Annotated in this window: 20 protein-coding genes; 13 read left to right on the plus strand and 7 right to left on the minus strand. The window is 65.3% G+C overall.

Annotated features, from left to right (window positions below):
- The first annotated feature begins 38 nt into the window (after positions 1 to 38).
- Together AB1824_00240 and AB1824_00245 are read left to right on the plus strand one after the other, a co-directional pair.
- The gene (locus AB1824_00240; protein MEW5763377.1) at positions 39 to 1013 is read left to right on the plus strand and encodes a zinc-binding dehydrogenase; all 975 of its coding nucleotides are present in this window, start codon (positions 39 to 41) and stop codon (positions 1011 to 1013) included.
- Positions 1014 to 1017: 4 nt separating this feature from the next.
- Positions 1018 to 2016 (plus strand): beta-galactosidase, encoded by a 999-nt coding sequence (locus AB1824_00245; GenBank protein ID MEW5763378.1) that lies wholly within the window; start codon positions 1018 to 1020, stop codon positions 2014 to 2016.
- Positions 2017 to 2049: 33 nt separating this feature from the next.
- Here AB1824_00245 and AB1824_00250 read toward each other — a convergent pair whose 3' ends face one another.
- A complete protein-coding gene (locus tag AB1824_00250) occupies positions 2050 to 3594 on the minus strand; it encodes a DUF4013 domain-containing protein (GenBank protein ID MEW5763379.1) in 1545 nt (514 codons plus the stop codon).
- A gap of 145 nt (positions 3595 to 3739) precedes the next feature.
- On the opposite strand from AB1824_00250, the gene AB1824_00255 reads away from it, so the two are divergent.
- Positions 3740 to 4891 carry a DUF1207 domain-containing protein gene (locus tag AB1824_00255; GenBank protein MEW5763380.1) on the plus strand — a complete coding sequence of 384 codons (1152 nt, stop codon included), beginning with the start codon at positions 3740 to 3742 and terminating at the stop codon, positions 4889 to 4891.
- On the opposite strand, the gene AB1824_00260 is transcribed toward AB1824_00255, so the two are convergent.
- The gene (locus AB1824_00260) at positions 4885 to 5667 is read right to left on the minus strand and encodes a dienelactone hydrolase family protein (GenBank protein MEW5763381.1); all 783 of its coding nucleotides are present in this window, start codon (positions 5665 to 5667) and stop codon (positions 4885 to 4887) included. The genes AB1824_00255 and AB1824_00260 overlap by 7 nt on opposite strands.
- 97 nt (positions 5668 to 5764) lie before the next feature.
- Complete coding sequence (locus tag AB1824_00265) at positions 5765 to 6469, minus strand: hypothetical protein (GenBank protein MEW5763382.1); 705 nt, start codon at positions 6467 to 6469, stop codon at positions 5765 to 5767.
- Between the two features lie 89 nt (positions 6470 to 6558).
- Between AB1824_00265 and AB1824_00270 the strand changes: the two genes are divergently transcribed.
- The 4 genes from AB1824_00270 to AB1824_00285 all read left to right on the plus strand — a co-directional run bounded on the left by AB1824_00270 (position 6559) and on the right by AB1824_00285 (position 13386).
- Positions 6559 to 8568, plus strand: coding sequence for a urocanate hydratase (locus AB1824_00270; GenBank protein ID MEW5763383.1), 2010 nt, complete (start codon positions 6559 to 6561; stop codon positions 8566 to 8568).
- 275 nt (positions 8569 to 8843) lie between these two features.
- Positions 8844 to 9074, plus strand: a complete 231-nt coding sequence (locus AB1824_00275; protein ID MEW5763384.1) for a cold-shock protein — start codon at positions 8844 to 8846, stop codon at positions 9072 to 9074.
- Between the two features lie 385 nt (positions 9075 to 9459).
- The gene (locus AB1824_00280; GenBank protein ID MEW5763385.1) at positions 9460 to 11415 is read left to right on the plus strand and encodes a prolyl oligopeptidase family serine peptidase; all 1956 of its coding nucleotides are present in this window, start codon (positions 9460 to 9462) and stop codon (positions 11413 to 11415) included.
- Between the two features lie 498 nt (positions 11416 to 11913).
- Complete coding sequence (locus AB1824_00285) at positions 11914 to 13386, plus strand: serine hydrolase (GenBank protein ID MEW5763386.1); 1473 nt, start codon at positions 11914 to 11916, stop codon at positions 13384 to 13386.
- Between the two features lie 119 nt (positions 13387 to 13505).
- Here the strand turns inward: AB1824_00285 and AB1824_00290 are convergent, their stop codons facing one another.
- Entirely contained in the window at positions 13506 to 14114 is a 609-nt protein-coding gene (locus AB1824_00290; protein ID MEW5763387.1) for a DHCW motif cupin fold protein, read from the minus strand.
- Positions 14115 to 14217: 103 nt separating this feature from the next.
- Positions 14218 to 16110, minus strand: coding sequence for a hypothetical protein (locus AB1824_00295; protein ID MEW5763388.1), 1893 nt, complete (start codon positions 16108 to 16110; stop codon positions 14218 to 14220).
- Positions 16111 to 16452: 342 nt separating this feature from the next.
- On the opposite strand from AB1824_00295, the gene AB1824_00300 reads away from it, so the two are divergent.
- The gene (locus AB1824_00300) at positions 16453 to 18756 is read left to right on the plus strand and encodes a hypothetical protein (GenBank protein MEW5763389.1); all 2304 of its coding nucleotides are present in this window, start codon (positions 16453 to 16455) and stop codon (positions 18754 to 18756) included.
- Positions 18757 to 18817: 61 nt separating this feature from the next.
- Here AB1824_00300 and AB1824_00305 read toward each other — a convergent pair whose 3' ends face one another.
- Together AB1824_00305 and AB1824_00310 are read right to left on the minus strand one after the other, a co-directional pair.
- Complete coding sequence (locus tag AB1824_00305; protein MEW5763390.1) at positions 18818 to 19663, minus strand: OmpA family protein; 846 nt, start codon at positions 19661 to 19663, stop codon at positions 18818 to 18820.
- 58 nt (positions 19664 to 19721) lie between these two features.
- Positions 19722 to 20213: a hypothetical protein gene (locus tag AB1824_00310; GenBank protein MEW5763391.1), complete on the minus strand. Its 492-nt coding sequence runs from the start codon at positions 20211 to 20213 to the stop codon at positions 19722 to 19724.
- A gap of 296 nt (positions 20214 to 20509) precedes the next feature.
- Here AB1824_00310 and AB1824_00315 point away from each other — a divergent pair, with 296 nt between their 5' ends.
- From AB1824_00315 to AB1824_00335, 5 genes are all read left to right on the plus strand, one after another.
- Positions 20510 to 21742, plus strand: a complete 1233-nt coding sequence (locus AB1824_00315; GenBank protein ID MEW5763392.1) for an anion transporter — start codon at positions 20510 to 20512, stop codon at positions 21740 to 21742.
- A gap of 79 nt (positions 21743 to 21821) precedes the next feature.
- Entirely contained in the window at positions 21822 to 22199 is a 378-nt protein-coding gene (locus tag AB1824_00320) for a DUF1304 domain-containing protein (GenBank protein MEW5763393.1), read from the plus strand.
- Positions 22192 to 22632 carry a YaiI/YqxD family protein gene (locus AB1824_00325; protein MEW5763394.1) on the plus strand — a complete coding sequence of 147 codons (441 nt, stop codon included), beginning with the start codon at positions 22192 to 22194 and terminating at the stop codon, positions 22630 to 22632. Before AB1824_00320 ends, AB1824_00325 begins: the two co-directional genes overlap by 8 nt.
- A gap of 153 nt (positions 22633 to 22785) precedes the next feature.
- The gene (locus AB1824_00330; protein MEW5763395.1) at positions 22786 to 23253 is read left to right on the plus strand and encodes a VOC family protein; all 468 of its coding nucleotides are present in this window, start codon (positions 22786 to 22788) and stop codon (positions 23251 to 23253) included.
- A gap of 87 nt (positions 23254 to 23340) precedes the next feature.
- Positions 23341 to 24513 (plus strand): aspartate aminotransferase family protein, encoded by a 1173-nt coding sequence (locus AB1824_00335; GenBank protein MEW5763396.1) that lies wholly within the window; start codon positions 23341 to 23343, stop codon positions 24511 to 24513.
- Positions 24514 to 24552: the final 39 nt, after the last annotated feature.

Raw genomic sequence — 24552 nt, forward strand, 5'->3', positions numbered from 1 at the left:
TTCGGTACACTTGGCCGGCTTGTCAAAGGAGGCCCCCCATGAAAGCCATCACAATCCAGAGGTTTGGCGGCCCCGATACCCTCTCCCTCGCCGATGTACCCAAGCGCGATCCCTTCGGCACACAACTCCTGATCCGGGTGGCGGCCTGCGGTCTCAACCCGGTGGACGCAAAGATCCGGGCGGGAGCGATCCCGCTCCCCTTCACTTTTCCTCTGATTCTCGGTTACGACGTTTCGGGGACCGTCGAGGCGGTAGGCCCGGGCGTCCGAGATTTCGGTCCCGGGGACGAGGTGTTCTTTGCGGGCGAACTGCTCGATCCCGGAGCTTACGCCGAATACGTGATCGTGGATGAATCGGTGGCCGCCTTCAAGCCCGTCGGACTGAGCCATGTGGAAGCCGCCTCCATACCCGTGGCGGGCATGACGGCCTGGCAGGCCCTCTTCGACCGGGCCGGCGCCGGTCCTGGAGACGTGGTGCTCGTCCACGGAGCGGCCGGAGGCGTCGGGTCCTTGGCGGTTCAACTCGCCTCCTGGGCGGGCTGCGAGGTTCTGGCCACGTGCGGGAAGTCCAACGCCGCCTACGTGGAAGACCTGGGGGCCGATCTCGTCATCGATTACAAATCACAAGACTTCGTCCAGGAGGTCCTCGAGGCCACCGCCGGCGAGGGCGCCAGCATCGTCTTGGACACGGTGGGCGGGGAGGTCATGACCCGGAGCCTGGAAGCCCTCATGCCGGGGGGCCGTCTGGTGAGCATCGTACCCGAGAACCTGGCCGGGCTATCTCTGGACTCTCTCCGGCCCGGCTTCATGCGGAACGCCGAAATCCACCTTCACTTCATGGAGCGCCACAGGGAAGCCCTGGATGCCCTGGCCCGGCTATTTGAGCGGGGATTCCTCGAACCTTCGGTGGAGGAGGTCATTCCTTTGGATCCTCAGCGGATCGGGAGTGCGCACGCCCGGATGGAAACTTCCCACGGCCGGGGCAAGATCGTGATCCAGGTAGGCAAGGAGTAGCCCCATGAGGAACCGCTCTCCCCTCCTTTCCCTGCTTTTCGTCGGAGCCTTCTCCCTCCTGGCCGTGCCCTCCATGGCCCTCTCGGACATCGAGGGGCGGACCTCCTACGTGGGCGTCAACGGGCATATCCCTTCCACCCAGGATTTCGAGCGCATGCGGGAGGCGGGGATCCACTGGGTGCGGGTGGACTTCACCTGGGATGTGGTGGAACCCAAGCCCGGCCAATACCGCTGGACCTTGCTGGACCGCGTCGTCTCGGACGCCGAGCGCAACGGCGTCAACGTGCTTGCCATCCTCGGGTACACCCCGAAATGGGCCAGCGCGGGTCCCGACCGTTACTCCCCGCCGCGGGACACGCAGGAATGGAAAACCTTCGTAGAGACGATCGTCGGGCGATACCGGGGGCGCATCCGCCACTGGAGCCTCTGGAACGAACCCAATTCCGACACCTTCTTCCACGGCACCGTGGAGCAGTTCATCCGGGAGATCCTCATCCCCGGCGCCAACGCCGCCAAGGCCGCCAATCCCGACTGCCGCATCGTGGGGCCGGACCTGGCCCACCTGTCGGGCTCCGATTGGGACAAGTGGCTGGATCGGATCTGCGCGGAGGCGGGGGGACACATCGACGTGGTTTCCCACCACGTGTACAAGGACAAGCCCAAGGACGTCCTGAGAGAACTCGACGGGCGCAAGAAGTTCTTTGAAGGCCCAACGGTGAAGGAGATTCTAAAGAAGCACCGCATGCTTTCCAAGCCTTTTTGGCTGACCGAGACGGGATGGCGGACGACGGAGGTGGGTGAGGATCGGCAGGCGGGGAACCTCATCTCCCTCCTGAAGAGTACCAGCAAAAGGCCCTGGATCTACAAGGTGTTTATCTTTGAATGGCGGGATTCGCCCCAGCTTCCCGGCTACGGGCTTCTGCGGGGCGACGATTCCCCCAAGGCCTCCTACACCGCCGTCAAGGGATACGCCGCGTACCTGAAGGCTCGACGGCGGAACTGACTCCCGCGAGGCGACGTTCGCCTCGCTCGCCAGTCAGTGCCAGCCAATCTTCTCCTCGTTCTCGTAGCAGACCCGGCCGAGAATGTAGGCGGAGACGAGGTTGAGATAAACCGTCAACGGGGCCAACGCGAGAGCCCCGGCCACGGGCACCTTCCCCAGGAAGGCCCCCGCCACTCCCCCGATCACGAGAAGGCACAGCCACAGGGTCACCGCGATGAAGTACGGTCCTCCGATCCGAAAGATGATTCGGAAAATGAGGATCGGATTGAGGGCCGGGAGGACCGTGTCGAAGACGGCGACGATGGCCATGCAAATGGGCAAGTAAATTAGGTAGAACAGGCCCACGAGGAGAACGAGCACGAAGAGAGGGCCCAGGGCGGCCACGACGGCCTCCTTGGATCCGGCGGCTCCCGCCAATCCGGCCATCACACCGATCCCCGCCCCTCCCAAGCAGAAGAGGAGGATGACCGGGATGAGGCTGATGAGAACGACCAGGATGGTCTTGAGAAAGGTGACCACCATGTCCCAGTAGTTGGTCGCGTCGGGCCATTCGGGGAGGTCGTAGGAACCGTTGGCCACCTCGCGGATCAAGTGGATGTAGAAGGTGGCCTGGACGCAGGCCAGAACGAACAGGGCGGCCATCCCCACGAGGGGCGCGAACTGGCAGGGGACCTTGAGCGCCTCCAGGAAAGCCATGAAAATGAAGTAGATCCATGCCCCGCCTTTGAAGGGCGAGGCGAAAACCTGGCCGAGGTCGCGGTAAAAGGGAATCCACTTGGCCCGACGATGGAGCGCCGCCGTCGTGCCTCCACAGGCGGAGCAAAGGAAAACGGGTTTGACGCCAGGCTGGCCCTGCAAGGGCTTGAGGCAGGCCTCGCACAAAAACCTGCCGCATCGGGCGCACACCCGCGCGGGCGGGGTGTCGGGATGCGCGTAACACCGGTCCTCATCGCCGATGGCGTCGGGTGGGGGCTCTTCCTCGGAGGAGGATCCGGACGTCCGGGCGACGAGGGACGCCAGGACGGGGATGGCGGCCACCGTGACCCAGGCGCCTCCCGATGGCTTCACGGGCTGATCTAGAGAGAGCCTTCCATTGGCCGCGAGCTCCCGCATCTCCTCGTGGGAAAAGGGGCCGAGTTCGCTATCCCCCATCTTGACCGTCCAGCTCTCGGAGACGGGAGACTTCTGCGGGGATGGAGCTTTGGCCTCCGGGCCCTCGAGGCGGACGCCCCCATCCCGGTAAAGCACGAGGCGGACGCCGCACCCTTTGCAAGGTCCCTTCGCTCCCGCTGCCGGGAGGCGCGACGGGTCCACTTCGTGGGGATGGCCGCAGGAAGGACAGCGAAACGTCAACTTGCCGGAGGGGAGGGGCGAAGCTTCCGGGGGCGCCGGCTCGGGCCCGGCGGCCGGTCGGGGCGCCTCCACGGGCGTCGCGCCCAACATCCGACCATCCGGGAACAGGGTCATGACGGCGCCGCACGCCCCGCACGGGCCCCGAAGGCCCTGAGGTGGAATCTGGTCCTCGGGCAACGCGAAGGCCCGTCCACAGGCGTCGCACCGGAAGCGAAGGCTTCCCATTCCCACCCCCTGGAGCCAGAGAATAGCACAGCGGGACCGGCTAATGGCCAGCCCCTTCCCACCGGGTCCCATCGAACGGCCCCTGCTATAATCGCCCACTGATTGCGGCCCGGGCCGCCGCGCCGACCTTTTTTCAGGAGATCGCATGCCGCGTTCCGCCCATCCAGGGCTTCTCGCCGCCACGGCGATGGCCGCCGCGCTCCTTCTCGCCTCCCCGACGGCATGGCCGGCCGCCCAGCCTCCCACGGACGAGTTTCTGAAGGGATACCTGAGCGCATTGCTCGAAGGGGACCTGGCACTCGATTCAGGGCGATATTCCCTCGAGGTCTCAGGCGGTGTGGCCCGGGTCCGGCTCCCGGGAGCCGACGAGGCCCTGGTCCGGACCGTGGAAGAGAGGCTGTCCTCGGTGCGCGGCTTGGCCGACCTGGTCGTCCTGGCGACCCCACCCGCGGCCCCCGCGGGGAAAATGCGCCGGGCCGTCTATTCCGCCCGCGAGGCCCTCGGCCTTTCCTCCGAATCGGCTCTTTTCCCCGCCGGAGACGTTTTTCAGCCCCTCCTGGCGGACGTGAAGCAGACTCAGTTCTTTGTGGGCTTCCGCAGGTTTCACGCCTTCGGCCAGACGCCCGATCCCGACCTCGACGCCTTCACGATGGCCGCGGTCTCCTATGGAGGCGCGTTCGGGCTCTACCGCCGCCTGGGCCGAAGGCCGGGAGAGGGACTGCAGATGGGCCTCGACGGCGCCCTCTTCGCCCAATTCGACATGGATGCCCCCTCCCACGATCTCCTCAACGCGGACTACACGGTGGGGCTCCCCATCACCTACCGAGAGGGGGGCTTTTCGGCGCGGCTTCGGTTGTACCACCAGAGTTCGCACCTCGGCGACGAGTTTCTGCTGCGTTATAGGCCCGACCGGATCAACCTCTCCTACGAGGCGATCCAGCTCACGATTTCGGGGGAGAAGGGCCCCTGGAGGCTCTACGGCGGGGGAGAATGGCTCCTGACCCGCGACCCTCGCGACCTGCACCGTGGCTCCCTGCAGACAGGATTAGAATTCCGAAGCGCCAGTCCCCTGCTCTGGGGTGGCCGGCCCGTGGCCGCCCTGGACGTGAAGAGTTACGGGGAGAATGGCTGGACCCCCAGCTTCAGCGTTCGGGCGGGCCTCGAGTTCGGCCCCGCGGACCCGGCCCGCCGCCACCTCAGGCTCCTCGCCGAAGGCTACCGAGGTTTCGCGCCTTACGGCCAGTTTTACCGGGAGAAGGTGGAGTACCTGGGGATGGCCGTCACCTTCAACTACTGACCGAAGATCTCCAAGAGGAAGTCCCGCATGGCCTCCCAGGACCTCCTGTCCGCCCGGGGATCGTAGGCTGCCCCCTTCGACGCGTCCGTCCCGGCTCCGGGGTCCGTGAAGGCGTGTACGGCGCCTCCATAGGCCGTGACCTGCCAATCCGCGCCCGCCCTGCGCATTTCCTCCTCGAAGGCGGCCACCTGCGCCGGAGGGACCCACGGGTCGTCCCCGCCGTGGAGGACAAGGACCGAGGCCCGGATCGTTCCCGGAAGCGAGGGCGAGGGCGTATCCAGGCCGCCGTGGAAGGAAACCACGCCCCTGAGGTCCGCCCCGCTCCGGGCCAGCTCCAGGACACCGGTCCCCCCGAAGCAGTAGCCGACGGCCGCGAGCCGGGTGCCGTCCACCGCAGGATCGCTCCGGAGTCGCTCGAGCGCGGCCGTCAGGCGTTTGCGATAGAGAGTTCTGTCCTTCTTGTACGCACCGGCCAAGGTTCCCGCCTCTTTCGGGTTCGAGGCGCGAACGCCCTTTCCGTACACGTCGGCGCACAGAACGACGTAGCCGAGGCGCGCGAGGGCCTCGGCCCTCCCCTTCTCGAAGTCCGTCAGCCCCATCCACTGGTGGACGACCAGAACACCGGGCCGGGACCCCGTCGCCTCACTCTCCGCCACCCGATACCCTTCGAGCACCGTCCCCCCTTCCTTGTACTCGACGGTTTCGCCGCGGATCTCTGCGCCCGCACGCAGGCCCACCGCAAGAACCGCAACCGCCGCGAACACGAGATTCTTCATCGGGAACCTCCCCAAGGGTAACGCGGGGAGGCGGGGGGGCTATTTCGGCAGGGTGGTAGGTCCCTCGAGGAACCGGCGCATTCTGTTCCGGCGGGCCTCACCAGGTCTTGCGAAGCGTTTCCTTGGCCAGGGCGACGCCCAGTTCGGCGAAGGAGACCATGTCCTCCGGTGAGGTCAGGGACCGGCCCAGAAGGACCGTCATCCCTTCCGACCCCCAAGTGAGGGTGAGGGCCCTGGCCTTCTGGCGGCCTCCGAAGTCCGGGGGAGCGAAGGCAAGCAGCGCCTCGGCGCTTCGGGCCGTCACCACGCGCCGGGCCGCTGCCTCATCGGTAGCCAGGACGAAGAAGCGCTCGGTGAAGTGGGGCATCCCTAAATCCACCTCCGCGCCGCGCTCGATGACCTGCTCCATGGGCCCCGTCTCCACCCCTAGCGCGTTGCCGAGGCCCACTGCCCAGCCCGTCACTTTTCGCCCCATGGGCGACCGGAAAAGGGCGGCCATTTCCGCCGCCCCGAGGAGCACCGCCCCTCCATCCAGGGAGGCCTCTCGGCAGGTGAACACGGTTCGGCCGGAGGAGTTCTTTCCACCGCTGCGGCACTCCACCCGCCAGGGCAGCCCGTCTTGCCGACCTTCCAGGCTGTATATCAGGCGATGGCCGCCGCCCGTCGAGTAGGTCCAGCCCCTCAGGGAGGCCGCTTCCGCCCGCGCGGCGGCCCGCTTCCGGTCTTGCCGGATGATCGCGGCCACAAGTAGGGCCATCCCCGCGACGACAACGACGAGCACGAAAGGCCCGAGCGACTCCATGGCCACCCCCTCCGAGAGGGTACCACAGGCCTTTCGCGGTCACATCCCAGCAGCGGTATACTTCGGGCTTCAGGGAGGGAAACCCCACCATGGCCACGACCTTCGAACTCGATTTCGCCGCGCTTCCGCCCAGGAAGCCCTTCGATCCCGCCATCCGGCGGGCTCCCAGCCGAGGTTTCCGCTTGAACCGGAAGGACACGGAGACGGCCCTGAAGAATGCCCTTCGCTACGTACCCGCCCGTTTCCATGAGGAACTGGCGCCTGAATTCATGGAGGAACTGCTCACCCGGGGCCGAGTCTATGGATACCGCTTCCGACCCGAGGGAAGGATCTACGGGCGACCGGTTCAGGAGTATCCCGGGAGGATCCTGGACGCCAAGGGCATTCAGGTCATGATCGACAACAACCTCGATTTCGAGGTGGCTCTCTACCCGTACGAACTCGTCACCTATGGGGAGACGGGACAGGTCTGCCAGAACTGGATGCAATACCTCCTCATCAAGAAATACCTCGCCGAGATGGACGAGAACCAGACCCTCGTGGTCTCCTCGGGGCACCCCCTAGGCCTCTTTCCCAGCCGACCCGAGGCCCCGAGGGCGATCCTGACCAACGGGCTCATGGTGGGGATGTTCGACACGCCCGAGGACTTTCACCGTCTGGCGGCCATGGGGTGCGTGAACTACGGTCAGATGACGGCGGGGGGGTGGATGTACATCGGTCCCCAGGGCATCGTCCACGGCACCTACATCACCCTCCTGAACGCCGGGCGCCTCTACCTGGGCATTCCCCAGGACGGGGACCTCCGCGGCCACCTCTTCCTGACCTCGGGTCTGGGCGGCATGTCCGGGGCCCAGCCCAAGGCCGCCGACATCGCGGGGGCCGTCTCGGTCACCGCCGAGGTGGACGCGAGCCGCATTGAAACCCGGAACCGCCAGGGCTGGGTGACGCGCGTCTCCGGAGATCTGCCTCAAATCGAGGCCTGGGTGCGGGATGCCCTCCACAGGAAGGAGCCCCTTTCCATCGCCTACCACGGCAACGTGGTGGACCTTCTCGAGTTCGCCGAGGCTCACGACTGGCCGGCCGAACTCCTGTCGGACCAGACCTCCTGCCATGCCGTATACGAGGGGGGCTACTGCCCGGCGGGCCTCAACTACGAGGAGGCCAAGGCTCTCCTCAAGGAAGACTTCCCTTCCTTCAAGAAAAGGGTGGACGAGAGCCTCCTCCGCCACTTCCGCGCCCTGAAGCGCTTGACGTCCAAGGGTTCGCGGTTCTGGGACTATGGAAACTCCTTCATGAAGGCCGTGTTCGACGCGGGTGCGAGGGAGATCGCCCGGAACGGACTGGACACCAACGACGGGTTCATCTGGCCCTCCTACGTCGAGGACATCATGGGTCCCATGTGCTTCGACTACGGCTATGGCCCTTTCCGGTGGGTCTGCCTGAGCGGCAAGCCCGAGGATCTCGACAAGACCGACGCCGCCGCGGCCTCATGCATCGATCCGACCCGCCGCGGCCAGGACCGCGACAACTACAATTGGGTCAGGAACGCCAAGAAGAACCGCCTCGTCGTGGGCACCCAGGCCCGCATCCTGTACGCGGATGCCGAGGGCAGGGTCCGAATCGCCCTCACGTTCAACGAAATGGTCCGGAAAGGCGAGATCGGCCCCGTCATCCTGGGCCGGGACCACCACGACACCCAGGGAACCGACTCTCCCTTCCGCGAGACGGCGGACATTTACGACGGGTCCTCCCTCACTTCCGACATGGCCCACCAGTGCTTCGCCGGCAACGTGGCGCGCGGAATGACCTATGTGGTCCTGAGCAACGGAGGAGGGGTGGGCACGGGGAAGTGCTTCAACGGCGGGAACGGGATCCTTCTGGACGGGTCCGAACGCATCGACCGGGTGGTTTCCTCGGGCTTGAACTGGGACGTCATGGGCGGCGTCGCCCGACGGGCCTGGGCCCGCAACCCGAACGCCCTGGAGACGGCGCGCCTCTGGAATGAGAACTTCTCCGGCAAGGGCCACATCACCGAGCCGGCCCTCGCCGACGAAGCGCTCGTTCGTCGAACGGTCGCCTCGGCACTTGGCGAGGAGTGAACCCCGCTCGAGACTCTTGATCGCTCTCGATTCCGGCTGGTCGGGACCCGCCGAGACAGATCCCACTTCCAGGACAAGGGATGTGGAGATCAAGTTCGGAGGGCAGTCGAGTCCGAAGGAGGAGCCGCGCTCCCGCCGGGTTGAGGCCCTCCTCCGCCCGAGACGTACCGGATTGTTCTAAAAGTGCGGCTGCAAGATTTTGATTTTTCTTGACTTCCGGCTTCAAACGTGCTAAGGTTCCCTCGCACACCCTAGCAAATGGTTTGTTTCGGTGGATGTATCAGACCAAGGAGTACAGCGTGGTAAACGGAATCGTGAAGTGGTTCGACGAGAAAAAGGGTTACGGCTTCATCACCGTCGATGGCGGCAAGGATGCGTTCGTCCATCACAGCAACATCGTGGGTGAGGGTTTCAAGACTCTCGCCGAGGGCCAGAAGGTCACCCTCGAAGTGACGCAGGGCCAGAAGGGCCCCCAGGCGGAGCAGGTCCGCGTCGCAAACGACTGACCTGCACGTCAGCGATGCACGAATAAAGGGGCCTTCGGGCCCCTTTTTTCGTTCCCGGCCACTCCCCTGCAGGAGCGAGGATCCCGCCGGACCGAATTCCCTCCAAGATCCGCCCGTGACGGCGACCCCCCCGTGAGTTGACTTCAGCCCAACGCGCTTCGGACCCAGGCCCTTCCGCACAGGATCGCACAAGGGGCCCATTCCAGAGTTTGCCTTTCAACCGTAGGAGTTCCGCGCCGAGGGTCGCGCGGTTTCGACCAGCTTGGAAACCGGCTGGCCGCCCAACGCGTATCTTGGTATCTTGAGACGCGCATCGAACCGGAACGGTCTTTCTCCCCGATGGATCTGGCCGGGCTGTTTTTTCGTGACCGCTGAAGGAGAACCCATGAGGAACCTGCGGATCGCTTGCTTTCTGACCCTTTCCCTTCTAATGGCCTCCGCCGCCTTCGCCGCCCCCCAGGCGGGATCCTACTCGGGCCACGGAGCCGAAACGGTTCCGCCGGAGGTCCTCGCGCAATACGCCCCGCCCCCTCTTCCCGCCGAACTTTCGCGAAAGATCCAGTCCATGATGGACATCCGAGCACCCGGCCTGGGCCTCGTTTCCCCGGATGGGTCCCGGCTCTTTTTCACGTGGTCGGTGACGGGGACGATCCAGATCTGGCGTCTCGACGGCCCCGACCGCTTTCCCATCCAGCTCACAGGCGGCGAGGACCGCACGACCCTCGCGGGCATTTCTCCGGACGGAAAGACGCTCTTCGTTCAGCGGGACCGGAGCGGCGAGGAGAACCCGGGGCTCTACACGATGCCCGCGGAGGGCGGTCCCCTTTCCGTCATCCAGCATATCAAGGGGGTCCAGACCTTCTTCTTCTTCTCGAGCGACGACGGCCGGTGGGTTTACTACGGCGCCAACGACCTCCGGCCGGATTCCTACGCCATTTACCGCTATGATCTGAAAACCGGAACCAAGGAGGCCCTCGTCACCGAGCCGGGGCTCTGGCAGATCGCGGACCACACCGCCGAGGGCCGGCTTCTCCTGGCCAAGTTGACCGGCTCCCTCTCGGCCGAATACTCCGAGTGGGACCCTGAAAGCAGAACGGTCCTTCCCCTTCTCGGCCAGGGGGAAAAGGAGGAGTACGTCGTCCGATACGGGGCGGCGCCCGGCCAATTCCTGGTGCTCACCCCCAAGTTCGGAGAATTCCGCCGTCTCTATCGTCTGGAACAGGGCCGCTTCCTGCCCGTCACGCCGGAGTTCCAATGGGACGTGTCCGGGTTCGACATCGATCCCGCCAGGAGCCGAATCCTGTTCAGCGTCAATGAAGGCGGTTACACACGGCTCCACGGCCTGGACGCCCGGACCTTCGAGACACTTCCCCTCCCTGCCTTCCCTGGCGCGGACCACGTTTACTATGGCGAAACCTCCCGGGACGGACGATACACGGCGCTGGGCATCGAGACCGCCACGTCGCCGAGAACCAATTGGGTCCTCGACTGGAAAACGGGCGCGCTCTCCCGCTGGGTGGTCCCGAGCGCCCCCGAGGTGGATACTCGAACCTTCTCGGTGGCGGTCCTGGAGTATTATCCGGCCCGCGACGGATCGATGATCCCCATGTTCGTGAGGCGGCCCAAGGCCGTTTCGGAGGGCCCCTGCCCGGTTGTGGTGGAGTTCCACGGCGGACCCGAGGGCCAGGCGACGCCCGGCTTCAGCCCCATGGCCCAACTATACGTGGACGCAGGCTTCACCTACGTGGAGCCCAACGTCCGCGGGAGCGACGGATACGGCAAGACGTGGCTCGCCGCCGACGACGGGCCCAAACGCCTCCAGGTCATCACCGATATCGAGGACTGCGCCCGGTTCATCCGGGAGAAATGGGCCGTCCACGGGAAGGCCCCGAAGGTGGGCGTGATCGGAGGGAGTTACGGGGGCTATGCCGTCCTCATGGCCATGACGCGCTTCGCCGGGGCGTACGATGCCGGCTGCTCCACCGTCGGTATCTCCAACCTTTTGACCTTCCTCAACAACACGGCGCCCTACCGGCGAATCCTGCGCATCTCCGAGTACGGGGATCCGGAAAAGGACAAGGAAGCCCTTCTCCAGCTTTCGGCCACCACCTACGTGGACCGGCTTCAGGGGCCCCTCCTGATCATCCAGGGAGCCACCGATCCCCGGGTCCCTGCCGGAGAGGCCCTGCAGATGTACGAGGCCGCCCGGAAGAAGGGCGTCCCCTCCGGCCTCATGATATTCCCCGACGAAGGCCACGGAGCGGGGAAGAGGAGCAACCGGGTCCTCATGTACGGCCACGAACTCCTCTGGATGCAGAAACATCTGCAAGGTCCTCAATAGGCGCACGGCGATCAGAGGGGACCGCACACAAGATCGATGCACCCATGGAGGAAACCGGGGAGCGGAGGGTGGCGCCTGAGAGTCTCCGGGGGCCGGCGGAGCAGGTTTGAATCGCGTGGGAGGCCCGGATTCGTGTGCTGGGGAACCCCCTCCTCTTGCGAGGTCCGGCCATGGCCCTGGGAGGGGGGTGCGTGGCCATCACCCTCCTTCTGCTCCTGTTGACCCGCCGCCCCGCGGCCCTCGTCGTGGGATTCGGCCCGGCCGTTTTGTTCGGGCTCGCATTCGTCGCGGTGGCCGGGGTCGTCGATCTTCTCGGAGGGTTCCGAGCCACGTTTGCATGGACATCCAAGGGGGTTCGACATCTTGCGGGAGGGGCCGCCGACCGGGATCCGGTGCAGGGGAGAGGGGCTTATCCCCCGTCTTTCGGTTCGCGAGAACCAACCCGATTCCATTCCGTAAAATCTCGCACAGGACGGCCCTGGGCCGGGGGAGGGAACCATGCGACATCCGGATGAACGAGCGTGGGGGGGATGGATCGGGATCGCCTTGGTTTGCGCCTGCCTTGGCGTATCCGTATCCGCGCAAGACCGGCCGGCGCAGATAGACGCCTACCTGGCGAGAGTCCATGACCTGCACCAATTCGACGGCGCCGTCCTCGTGGCCGACGCGCAGGGGGTCCTTTTCAAGAAGGCCTACGGCTTGGCGGACAGGGAATGGGACGTCCCCAGCACGCCCGCCACGAAGTTTCGAATCGGATCCATCACGAAGCAATTCACCGCGGCTCTCGCGCTGCAGCTCGTCGAGGAGGGCCGGATTACCCTCGATACCAAGCTCTCGGAGGTACTTCCGTATTACCGCAAGGATACAGGGGAGATGGTCACGGTCCGCCACCTCCTGAACCACACGTCCGGGATTCCCAGCCTCACGCAACTCCCAAGCTTTCAGGAGATTCGGACCCGAAATCCGCACAGCGTGGAGGAAACCGTCAAGCGCTTTTGCAGCGGCGATCTGCAGTTTGCACCGGGCACGCAGTTCAGATACAACAACAGCGGGTATTACATACTTGGGGCCGTGATCGAGAAGGTGACGGGCAAGCCCTACGAACAGGTCCTTCGGGAGCGCATCACCGACCCGCTCAAAATGACTGGGACCGGCTACGACCGCGCACGGGACGTACTTCTGAACCGGGCTTCAGGGTACCAGCGCTTTCCCGGCGGAGTGCGTAATTGTTCCTACATCGACATGGCAGTTCCCTTCGCGGCTGGGGCGCTGTACTCCACCGTGGAGGATCTCTATCTATGGGACCGCGCCCTCGATTCAGGGCAGGTGCTATCGGAATCAAGCAAAAAGGCCATGTTCATGCCGGGCCTGGGCGACTACGGCCTGGGCTGGTACATCCGAAAGGCCCCCGTAGGACCTGGAAACACGGAGCGACTCGTTTTCTCCCATTCCGGTGGAATCGAGGGCTTCACCGCTCACCTGAGGAGACTCCCCGAGGAGCGGATCTTCGTGGTTTTGTTGGACAACTGCACATTCGGGAGACTCGAGGTCATCGCCGACGGAATCCTGGACGTCCTTTTCGGGCGGGTCCCCCCGCCTCCAAGACGGTCCGTGGCCGAAGTCTTCTACGAGGCCCACCGCAAATCCGGGGCCGGCGCAGCGGTTGCGCTTCTCCGGGAACTCCAGGTCCGAAAGGCCTCGGAGTACGATTTTTCAGAAGCCGCCATCAACCTTCTCGGGTACCAGCTTCTGGGCGAACGCGAGCCCGATGCCGCCGTGGCGGTCTTTCAGATGAACGCGGAGCTCCACCCCGACTCATCCAACGTCTACGACTCCCTGGGCGAGGGCCTCGCCGCCCTTGGGAAGAAGGACGACGCCGTGCGAGCCTACGCCAAATCGCTCACCTTGGACCCCTCCAACCGGAACGCGGTGGAATGGTTGGACAGGCTTTCAAAGCAACCGGCCCCTTGAAGGCGCCTCTCGCTGACGCCATGGGTGCGGAGCCGGTCCATGGACTTCGCTTCGCCTGGTCAATCCTTCCCCACGGGGGTCCCGCTCCCGGTTGAATCGGGCGCCTGGGCGCCACCCATTCAATCCACGATGAGGACCTTTGCCCCCTCCGGTGCCCTCCCCCGATGGGGATTGTCAAGATCCCCACCACCCGTGAATCCCATCCCGGCCTCGAGCCGAACCTCCCCCCCCATTTTGAGCTCCACCACGAGGGCGCCTTCGAGAACGTACACCGCGTGTCCCCTGTGGCACCAGTGGTCGGCGACGTAGCCGGGGGCAAATTCCACGATCCGAAGCCTTACCTCGCCGGCGTCCACCGTCCTGGCCGAGGCCGTTCCCTTTGCCCCCGGGGCCTGGACCGCCGGCAGGGCCGCCCAGTCCGTGACCTTCAGGGGACCCCGGAATAGACTCCCCATGGACGCCGCCTCGCCCTCCAACTTCAGAAATTCCACGGGCTGTCCGTCCTCCAAGACGAAGGCGACGGTGGCACCGGGTGATGGGCCATTGGGAGCGATGAGGACTTCCTTACCCCGAAGCTCGGCCTCCAGGTCGTCCACTTCGAAGGCCACGTGCGGAGCCTTCTGGACGGCTTCGGGCACGGGGCTCCCTTCGTCGAAGCGCATCCATTCGATGCCGTACGGATTGCGGTCGTAGGGGAGGACGCGGAGCCCGTACCGCTCAAGGCGCACTTCGCCGCCTCTCACCTTTCGTGTCGGCACTCCCAGGTGGTGGTATCTACACATCTCGGCCCCCCCCGGCCACAATCTGAGGGCCGTCGTTGCAACCGCGGCTTCAGGGTTCCGAGAGAGCGTACGCCGCCACCCGGTTGTCGGTCCAGGTGGGAAAAACCAGGAGGCCTGATTCGGGCAGGAACGCGAAATTCGCCAGGGGCATGCCGACGGCCGTCGTGTCCAGGAGCTTCGTGACCCGGCCATCCATGCCCACGCGAAAGAGGCGTCCCTCGTTTTGGGAGACGAGGAGGCTTCCGGCGCCATCCGATTCGATACCGTCGAGGATCCCCGGCCCCAAGTCGGCGACGACCCGGACCGCTTTCGTGGTGAGATCCACCGCCTTCAAACGCCCGTCGCCGCCGTTCCCCACCAGGAGTTCGCCCCCCACGACATGAAGCCCGTTGGGCCGGGAGATCTCGGGCCCCGACAGCCACTCCTCGGCCTTTCCGCCGGCGAAGCGATAGAGGACCGAGCGTCGCGAATCGGAGAGGTACAGGGCCCCGTCGGGCCCCAGGGCCGCGTCGTTGAGAAAAGCGGCGCCCTCCACCGGATGCCGGGTGAGGAGGCGGCCCGTTGCCGTCTCCACCTCCGCCAGGCCGGTGGGCTCCACGACGAAGAGCGTCCCGCCCGACACCGCCATCCCGGTGGGATTCCGAAGGCCCCTGGCCCAATCCGGATTCACGATGGTCCCGTCGGCGTTCACCCTGGCGATGGACTGGCGGCCCTCGGCTCCGCTCGGATTGTAGCCGTCGTAGTTCGAGACATAGAGGGCCCCAGACGACGGATCGCGCACCACCGTCTCCGGGAGCGCGAAGGACCGACCGGTGGTCCAGGTTCCCCGCACGCCGGGCGCCTCGAACACGGCGGAAGCGTCCTGGAGGATCAGTCCCCAACCGCCCATGTTTTCCGTCACCGCGAACAGGACCTCGTTTTCCCCCTTCCGAAGCGGGAGGTAGAGCGCGTCGAACAGCCCCACGATCCCCAGGAAGGAGGGATCGCGGAACCTGTAGGTGCTGTCCCCGGAGAAAACGGGCGCCCCGTTCAGAAAAACGGCGACTTCGTCGCTGTAGCCGAATCGGAACTTCTTGACTTCGCCGCCTTCGGAAGCGATTCGAATCCGCGCGAAGGAGCAATCCGGCGAGGCCCCCAGGCGGCCGAGGTGACGGGAAAAGTCCAGCAGGCCGCCCTCCTGGGTCCGAACCGTCGTCCATCCCAGGGCAGACATGGCCTGAGACGGATAGGCGTCGCGGGGAACAGCGGCGGCCTTCACGGGTCCCGCGATCTCCCACTCCGTGACGATCCCCGGCGAAACGTGGCGGGGCGGAGGCGGGTCAAAGACCAGGCCGCTTCCGTCCATGTACCGAAAGTTGCTGAACACGGCCGACCCGTCACGAGGTCCGTTCAGTCCCAGGAATCCCTTTTCGGGGTCCCGCTTCAGATCGTGGACGATGAGGGCGGGGCGGGACAGGTCACCGACGTAGACGCGCGCCTGCCTTCCCTTCACCTCGATCCGCAGGGGAACCCACTCGCCATGAGGCAGGAGGGCGCCCGCCGTCACGCCGTCGCCGTTGTACAGCTGCCAGCTGTCCACGCCGTTCCAGGTGGGCACGTACTGGACGGCATCGGGGTATCCCGCGGGACCCGCGCGATGGGGCCGGAGGTACACACGTTCGGTTTCCCCCGGTGATTGCATTCGGAAGAGAACCCCGGGATAGGACCGGGCGCCCGTGCACGCCACGTCCACTTCGACCACCACGTCCTCGAGCGCCACGTCCTTGAGAAAGGCCGTGCCCACCAGACCCTTCCGGCCGAGGTGTTCGACGGTCCGGGCATCCACCATGGTCCAGGCGCCCGAGTCGAAGGGCACGGCTTGCGGAGGGACCGCTGCCGCTGCGGCCCGTCCCCAACAAGCCGCCCACAGAAGCCACGGGAAAATACGACCTATCCAATTCATGATCCCCCTCCCTTCCAGGGGCCGTGCGCCATCGAGACCGGGCCCGCCGCCGACCGGTCTCCCGGCCGAACGCCCTGCCGGCACCCGCTTTTCGTGGTCGCACCCCCTCGACGGAGATCCCCGCGGCCTGAGCGCGTTTACGGCATGGGACTTCGGTGGGTTTCAGAGGCAGGGCCTTCACCGCCATTCAGGGCATGATCCGGTTTCACGGGCGGTTGCAGACCGCCGGCTCTCGGCTTACAATGCCATCAACAAAATGGTTGGCAGCGGGCGTCGCGCCCCGATTTTGGAGCGGAGGGATGGCGTCCGTGCACATTTGCCCTACCGGGGTGGGGGTTAGCCATGGGAAAGAGAGCGGGATTCAGGGCGGTCGTGTGGGGTCTGCTTGGTCTCTTCTGCGGAGGGTTGTCGTTCCTGGGGACCGTTCCCGAGAGCGAGCGGGCGGCCCTGAAGGACTTCTATTACTCCACTAACGGGGCATCCTGGACCGTGAGCACCAACTGGCTCGGCGCGGTGGGAACGGAGGGGACCTGGTTCGGGGTCACGGTGGAGACCGTCGACGGCGCCGACCACGTGACGCGGATCGAACTTCCCGAAAACAACCTCACAGGGGATCTCCCCTTGCATTTCGACGACCTGCCCGAACTTCGGGTCCTGGATCTCCACTCCAACTACCTGCTCAACCCCGGCCCCATACCCGATTGCGGTCTTTGTTCAGACCTCCAGATATTGAACCTGGACGACACGTACCGGTCGGAAACATCCTTCCCGTCATGGATTCCGTCTCTCTCCTCCCTCCAGGTCCTTTCACTCTACTTCAACGACCTGTCGGGGACACTGCCCTCGACCCTTTGGGACATGACGTCCCTGACCAAACTCGATCTGGGCGTTCAGAACCAGTACGATGATACCCACGGTTTCTCGGGTGTGATCCCCGCCGACGTCACCGACCTCGTGAACCTCTCCTATCTCGACCTTTCCTACAACCAATTCACGGGAATGCTGCCCGACTTGAGTTCGATGACCAACCTGAACACCCTCTTCCTCGGCGTGAATCCAGTGGATTCGCAGTCTTTTCCGAATTGGGTCACGTCCATGACCCACCTGACTCAATTGGGCCTGGAGCAGCTCGGCCTCAAGGGATCCATCCCGGCGAGCATCGGCAATCTTACGAACTTGACGCTTCTCTCCTTGGAAAACAATCCCTTCAATCCCGCGCCCGCCCCTCTGGAACTGACCTTCCTCACCCATCTCGAGCAGCTCGATCTGCGGTCGTGCAACCTGACATCTCTTCCTGACCTGAGCCCGCTTACGGCCATGAAGAGGCTGTATCTGGGAAGCAACCCCCTGCCCCCGGGACCGATCCCCCCATGGATCCTCGGCATGACCTCCCTGGAGATCCTCCAAATGAGCGGCGTCAACCTCAACGGCACCGTACCGGAGGGCCTCTGCGCCTTGCCGAACCTCCTTTACCTCAGTCTGGCCGACAACGACCTCTCGGGGTCCATTCCGTCCCAGATCGGAAACCTCACCCTCCTCCGCTACCTATACCTGAACGGGAACGCGCTTACCGGAGACATCCCCGCGGGCCTGGGCAACTGCACGCTCCTTCGGTACCTGTATCTTCAGGACAACCACCTGACCGGAACGATTCCCCCCTCTCTTGGAAACTGCACCGCCTTGCGCAACGCCTTCTTGCAGAACAACGAACTTTCGGGAGGCATCCCGTCCAGCCTGGGCGGGTGCCTTCTCTTGTCGCGGTTGTGGGTGCATAACAACCGCCTGACGGGTCCCCTCCCCTCGGAATTGGGCAACTGCGCCGCCTTGAGATCCCTGTACGTGCAGGGCAACGCGCTCTCCGGCGAAATCCCCGCCTCCTTCGCAAACCTGACCTTGCTCTACCCGGGCCAACTGGACCTCCGGTGGAACGCGCTCCATTCCAGCGATCCCGCGCTTACGGCTTTCCTCGATTCGAAACAGGTGGGTGGCGATTGGCGGAGCACGCAAACGGTTGCGCCCACGTCGCTTAGCGTGGATTCCAGTTCATCGGATCGAATCGCGCTCTCCTGGACCACGGTTTCCTACACCTCGGATCCGGGCGGGTACGTTCTTTACTACTCCGGAGTCTCAGGCGGGCCCTATACCTACAACGGGAGCGTCGCCTCAAAGCTCACCGGTTCGGCAGCGGCTACCGGCCTTCTTTCGGGAACGACGTATTTCTTCGTCCTTCGAACCTACACGGCTCCCCACGCGAACAACAGCAACACCGTTTACAGCGACGACAGCCTGGAGGTCTCCGGCTCGACCACGGGCGAACCCGTGGCTCCCGGTGAGACCGCCCCCGATGGCAGCCTACTTTGGAACGATTCGGGAGGGGTCTCCTGGACTTCGAACCCCGACGCGGCGGAATATCGCGTCTACCGGGGAGACCCCGGCGACCTGCCCAACCTCTTTTCTACCACCGAGAACGCTTGCCTGGCCTGGAGTGGCACGACCGTGACTTCGGCTCCACTCACCGCGGAACCTGCCCCTGGCAGTTTCCACTGGTATGCCGTGGTTGGCGTGAACTCGGGCCTGGAAGGAATCGCCGGGCGCTCCTCCTCCGGAGACCCGGAGGTGGTGGTCAGTTCAGGAAATTGCCCTTAGGCCCAGGGTCCGCCCCGCTGGAAACGGGACGGACCCCTTTTTTCACCGGGCCGGACCGCGCCTATTGGGCCACGAGTTCCACCCGGCGGTTTTTAGCGCGGCCGTCCTCGGAGGTGTTCGGAGCCACGGGGGCGAAGGGCCCGCACCCGAAGGCCTTCAACCTTTCCGGGGCGATTCCGTGGTCCTTGACCAGCGCCTGTTTGACCGACTGCGCCCGAGAATGGGATAGCTGGAGGTTGTGGTCAACGCCTCCCGTATTGTCCGTGTGTCCTACCACGAAGATCTTGAGCCCCGGGTCGGCCTTCAGGAGCGTGGCGATTTCGGAGATGGTCCCGGCGGATTCGGGCTTGATGGCGGCGCTGTCCGTATCAAACAGGATCCCGTACACCGCGGCGTGACCCGTGGCGCGGAGGTCGTTCCGGAACACCTCGGCGTTGGCCTGGATGTCCTGGGTCATGCCCTCCTTCTTCACGATCGTGAAGCCGTGCTTGCCCGTAAACTCGGTGGTCAGGTCCACCCAGAATTCCTGGCCGGATTGGAGGACCTTGAAGGTCGCTCGGCTTTTCCCGGTCCACACGACGGTGCCGCCGATGCTCTTCACCGCATTCTCGAAATTGCGGAGAATTTGCAGTTCGCTCGGCTTTTCCTTGGCCGTGGCCTGGGGATAGTAGAAAACTTTCCAGAGGTGCCCTTCCACCCGTTCGGTGACGGCCTTCCCCTTATCCATCCCCACGACGAACTCGTGGGCGTCGAACTGGCGCTCGTCACAGTGGTGGATCCAGTAAGTTGGCATGCGCGTAAAGAGCGGGTGATCCTTGCACTTGGGGTCGTCCTTCTGCTGAGACGCCGCCCCGATTGTGGCCAGAAGCATGGCCGCTCCCAGAAACCCGATGAGGATCCTCTTCATGGCAGATCTCCTTTTTCCACGACCGGGGCACCGTTCTTTGCGCCGCTCAATTTTCCGGCTACTTGTCGAAGGCCGCTTTCTTCAGGTTGGCGAAGACCTCCTCGACCGCGGCCTTGGCGAGGTCGGGCGGCAAGTCGCCGTCCACCTTCACGACCACGCTGGTCGAGGCGCTGTGGGATACCCCCACCAGATGGACCACCGGGACGGCGTAGGCCGCGGGGTCGGCGCCGTCGGGCACACAATCCCCCGGGCAGTCTCGCTTGTAGTCGTACAAGACAACCGTCCCGCCCTGGACCGTCTCCTTTCGTGTCGCGTGCAGGTCGTTTTTCGGGGTTGGCTTCGGCTGACCGCTTCGAAAGTTGTTCAGGGCGTTCTGGATGGTCTGCTCCTCGACGGCGCCTATCTGCATCTGGAAGATCTCGGTCCCCTCGTCTCCATAGTGCAAAACCTCCAGGCTGATCTGGGCCCGGAGCTTGTCGTTTTTCAGGCAAGGGCACTTCTGGTCGAAAGGAAGTTTCGCGACCCCGGAACCCTTCCCCATGAATCCCATGGTTTGATACGCCCCGGTCGCCTTCGCGCAACCCTTGGGAAGGAGCACGGAGATTTCCGGCGGGCAAGAAGATCCCGCCTGCCCGAGAACGGCGAGTCCTGACCACGCCCCAAGAACAACCGGCAACAACCACCGCTTCATCCCGATCATTGGTCCCCTTTCTCTAACCTTCGCCGAGAAACCCGATGAGCGTTCTTGGCTCGCGGACAAGGGTACCGCTTCCGGCATCGCCTTCGCCAGTCCTCACCACCCCTTCGGAGATTCCGCGTGGCAAAATGGTGGCCCAAGGAGGACACATGGCCACGGCCCTCGCCGTGTTTATTGGAACCTACTTTCTGATCGCCGCCAGGAGGTTCCGCCTCCTTCACATCGGCCGTCCGGCGGGGGCCCTTGTGGGAGCCGTCGCCATGGTTCTGCTTGGGGTGCTATCGCCCGACGAGGCCTTCGCGGCGGTGGATCTCCCCACGCTGGGGCTCCTCTTCGGCATGATGGTCCTCTCGGCATACCTGGAGGAGGCGGGCTTCTTTTCCGCCCTCGCCGCGGCGACCCTCCGAAGGTCCGCCACACCAGGGCGCCTCCTGGGTGCCGTCGTCTGGGTATCCGGGATCTCGTCGGCCTTTCTCCTGAACGACACGGTATGCCTGGTCCTGACGCCCATCGTGGTCGCGCTCGTGATCGCCCTGAGGCTGGAGCCTCTCCCCTACCTTCTCGCCCTGGCCACGAGCGCCAACATCGGCTCCGTGGCCACCCTGGCCGGAAACCCGCAGAACATGCTCGTGGGGACGGCTTCGGGGATCCCGTACCGCGAATACCTGGCCGTCATGGCCCCGGCGGCGGTCCTTTGCCTCGGGCTGAACCACGCTTTGCTTCGGGCCGTGTTCCGCTCCCGGCTGGCTCCCGTGCGGACGACCGCCTCCGCAGACTGGCCCCATCGGGTTCGCAGACCCATGCTCGTCAAAACCCTGGCCGCCCTGGCGGGAGTGGTGGCCGCCTGGCTCCTGGGTGCCGATCTCGCCGCGGCGGCCATCGCGGGAGCCGCCCTGGCCATCCTTCTCAACCGCTTTTCGCCCGAACCCCTCCTTGCCCGGCTCGACTGGTCCCTTCTCGTGTTCTTCGCCGCCCTCTTTGTCGTCATGGAGGGAGTGAACCGCGCCGGCTGCCTCGCCGCTGCCCAGGCGTGGCTCCCCGAATCTTCTGGCCCCCTGGGAATCGCCGCCTTTGCCCTTCTCTCGGTGGCGGGGAGCAATCTCTTTTCCAACGTGCCTTTCGTCATGGCGGCTGGGGGGTGGGTCGGATCACTCTCCGATGCCCGGCTTCATTGGTACCTCCTGGCTCTCACGTCCACCTTCGCGGGGAACCTCACCCTCGTGGGCTCCATGGCCAACCTGATCGTGGCGGAACTCGCCAAGGGTCTTCACCCCATCGGGTTCCGCGAGTACCTTCGGTATGGGGTCCTCATCACCATTGTCACGACGGTGGTCGGCGTCGTATACCTGCTCGCCGTTTCCGACTGGATTCCGCGGCCATAAGGTTTGGGCCACACCTAACCTCGCCAGGTAGTAGGATGGCCGGGAGGCGCCCACCTGCGGGCGCCCGAGGAGGGCGACCGTGCGCATTCTCGCTTCCCTGGCCGTCGCGCTGGTGGCGCTACTCCACTTGGGGTTTCTGGTTCTGGAGATGTTCTACTGGGACAGGCCCCTGGGCCGGAGGCTGTTTCGCCTGACCCCCGAGGCGTCTTCCACCTCCCGCGTGCTCGCCGCGAACCAGGGCCTGTATAATGGATTCCTCGCCGCGGGGCTCTTCTGGGGTCTGCTCCTGGGGCCCGCGGGTTTCGGCGTGACGGTCTTTTTCCTTTCCTGTGTCGTCGTCGCGGGCCTCTTCGGCGCCGCCACGGCGGGGCGGCCCATCCTCTGGCTCCAGGCCGCACCGGGGGCGGCCGCCTTGGCGCTCACCCTCGCGGCGAGAGGGGTTCTACACCATGGCTGAGGTCTTCGTGGACGCGGACGGCTGCCCCGTCAAGGAGGAGGTCTACCGCGTCGCGAAGCGCCACCGCGTCCCGGTCACCCTCGTCTCCAACTCGAGGATGCGCGTGCCACCCTTCGATTGGATCACCCTGGTCATCGTGGGTTCGGGATTCGATGCGGCCGACGACTGGATCGCCGCCCACGCGGGCCGGGGAGATGTGGTCGTGACCTCCGACATCCCCCTCGCGGACCGTTGCTTGAAGAAGGGAGCCAAGGCCCTCAGCCCAAAGGGGAACCCCTTCACTCTCGAGACCATCGGGGAGGCCATGGCGAGCCGGGAACTGCTGGCGTTCCTGCGCGAATCGGGTGCCGTGACGGGAGGGCCCGCCCCGTTCTCGCCGCGGGACCGGTCCCGGTTCCTTCACGCCCTGGACGAACTCTTGCGGAGCCTCTGAATCCGCCACCCCGAGGCATGGAACGCCTGGTTCCGGCAATTCCCGACGGGCCCGCTGCGTTGGGCAGGATGTGGGCAATGGGGTCTTGGGACGATCCGTGCCGGTCGGCAGGCCGAGGTCCCTTCCTCCACGATCTTGCCCCAGGAGGACTCGATGGCTTCCCCCGTCAAACCCGTGCCGGAGGGCTACCACTCGCTCACGCCGTATCTCGTCGTCCATGACGGACACGCCGCGTTGGAATTTTACGCCCGCGCCCTGGGCGCCGTGGAGCTCCTCCGGATCCCGGCGCCAGGAGACAAGGTGGGCCACGCCGAGATGCGGATCGGTGACTCCCCTTTCATGCTCGCCGACGAAAACCAGGACATGGGATTTAAGAGCCCCAAGTCCCTGGGGGGGAACGCCACCAGCCTCCTCTTGTATGTGGAGGACGTGGATGCGGCCTTCCCCCTGGCCGTGGCGGCCGGGGCGAAGGTGCTCCGTCCCGTTGCGGATCACTTCTACGGCGACCGCGCGGGGACTCTTGAGGATCCCTTCGGCCACGTGTGGACCCTCGCCACCCACAAGGAAGATCTGTCCCCCGAGGAGCTGGCCCGGCGGGCCAAGGCTTTCGAAGAACGCTAGCCCTTCAACCGCCCGACGCCTGGACGCGGGATCTCCTCGGGAACCCCGTCGCCCTTCCGAGCGCTACACTGGAGCCGGGAGGGTTTCATGGATAGCATCCTGCGCTGCTATGGATACGAGGTCCTGATCCGCGACTTGGTGCGGGCCTCGGGATGCGACCTGTTCGACGGCCAGGGCCGGCGCATTGTGGACCTCGAGGCAGGGGTCTGGTGCGCCTGCCTGGGCCACAACCACCCCCGCATCACGGCCGCCGTTCGACGCCAACTCGACGCGCTCACGCACGTGGGCTATCGAGCGACGGCCCCGATCGTGGAGCGGGCGGGCGCGGCGCTGCTCGATGCGCTCGCGATGAAGGATGGGAAGTGTGTTCTTCTTTCCTCCGGAACCGAGGCCGTGGAGCTGGCCCTCCTCGCCTCGAGGCGGGTCACCGGACGCTCTCGGTTCGTGACGCTGGAGGGAACCTACCTCGGCGCCTTCGGGGCTTCCTCTCGCTCGCGGCCGGACGAGTGGATCACGGTCCCTGGAACCGCCTGCCCTTCCTGCCTCGGCGGCGTCCTCTGCGCCGGCCACGCGGCCCGACTGGAAGCCCTGAATCTGGAGGACGTCGCGGCCTTCGTTTTCGAGCCGGGAAACGCCTCGGGCCTCGTGAGGCTCCCCCCCACTCCGCTCGTTCGGGCCTTGGCGGCACAAGTGAAGGAGTCGGGGGGGCTCCTGGTAGTCGACGAAGTCACGACGGGGTTCGGCCGGACGGGCGCCTGGTTCGGGTTCGAACATTACGGGCTGAAGCCCGACTCCGTCGCCCTGGGGAAAGGGCTGGGGAACGGGTACCCCGTCAGCGCGGCCGCCTTCTCGTACGAGATGTCCTGCGCCCTCGAGCGACTCGACTTCCGCCATGCCCAGTCCCATCAAGACGATCCCCTCGGGTGCGCGGTGGCAAACGAAGTCCTGGCGGTGTTGCGCGAAGAGGGATGGGTAGAGAGGGCCGCCCTCCTGGGGGAAAGGCTCTTGGACGCGCTCCGGGACCTGGCCCGGAGAAAAGGCGCGGTCACCGACGTCCGGGGACGGGGGCTCATGAGCGTTCTCGAGTTTCGGCCCGACGGCACCGGCTTCTCGCTGGCGGAGGTCCACCGCCGGCTTCTCGGCAAGGGGTTCCTAGCGGGCTTCAAACCCTCCGCAAGGATCCTGCGCTTCTATCCTCCGCTGGTCCTGCCCGAGCCCGAGGTGGACCGGCTCCTGGCCGCCCTGGAGGAACTCCTGTGAGGGCCGGCCCCGGGGCCGGCCCCCCTTTCGCATGGAACG

Source organism: Acidobacteriota bacterium, from assembly GCA_040752915.1.
GTDB lineage: Bacteria > Acidobacteriota > UBA4820 > UBA4820 > DSQY01 > JBFLVU01.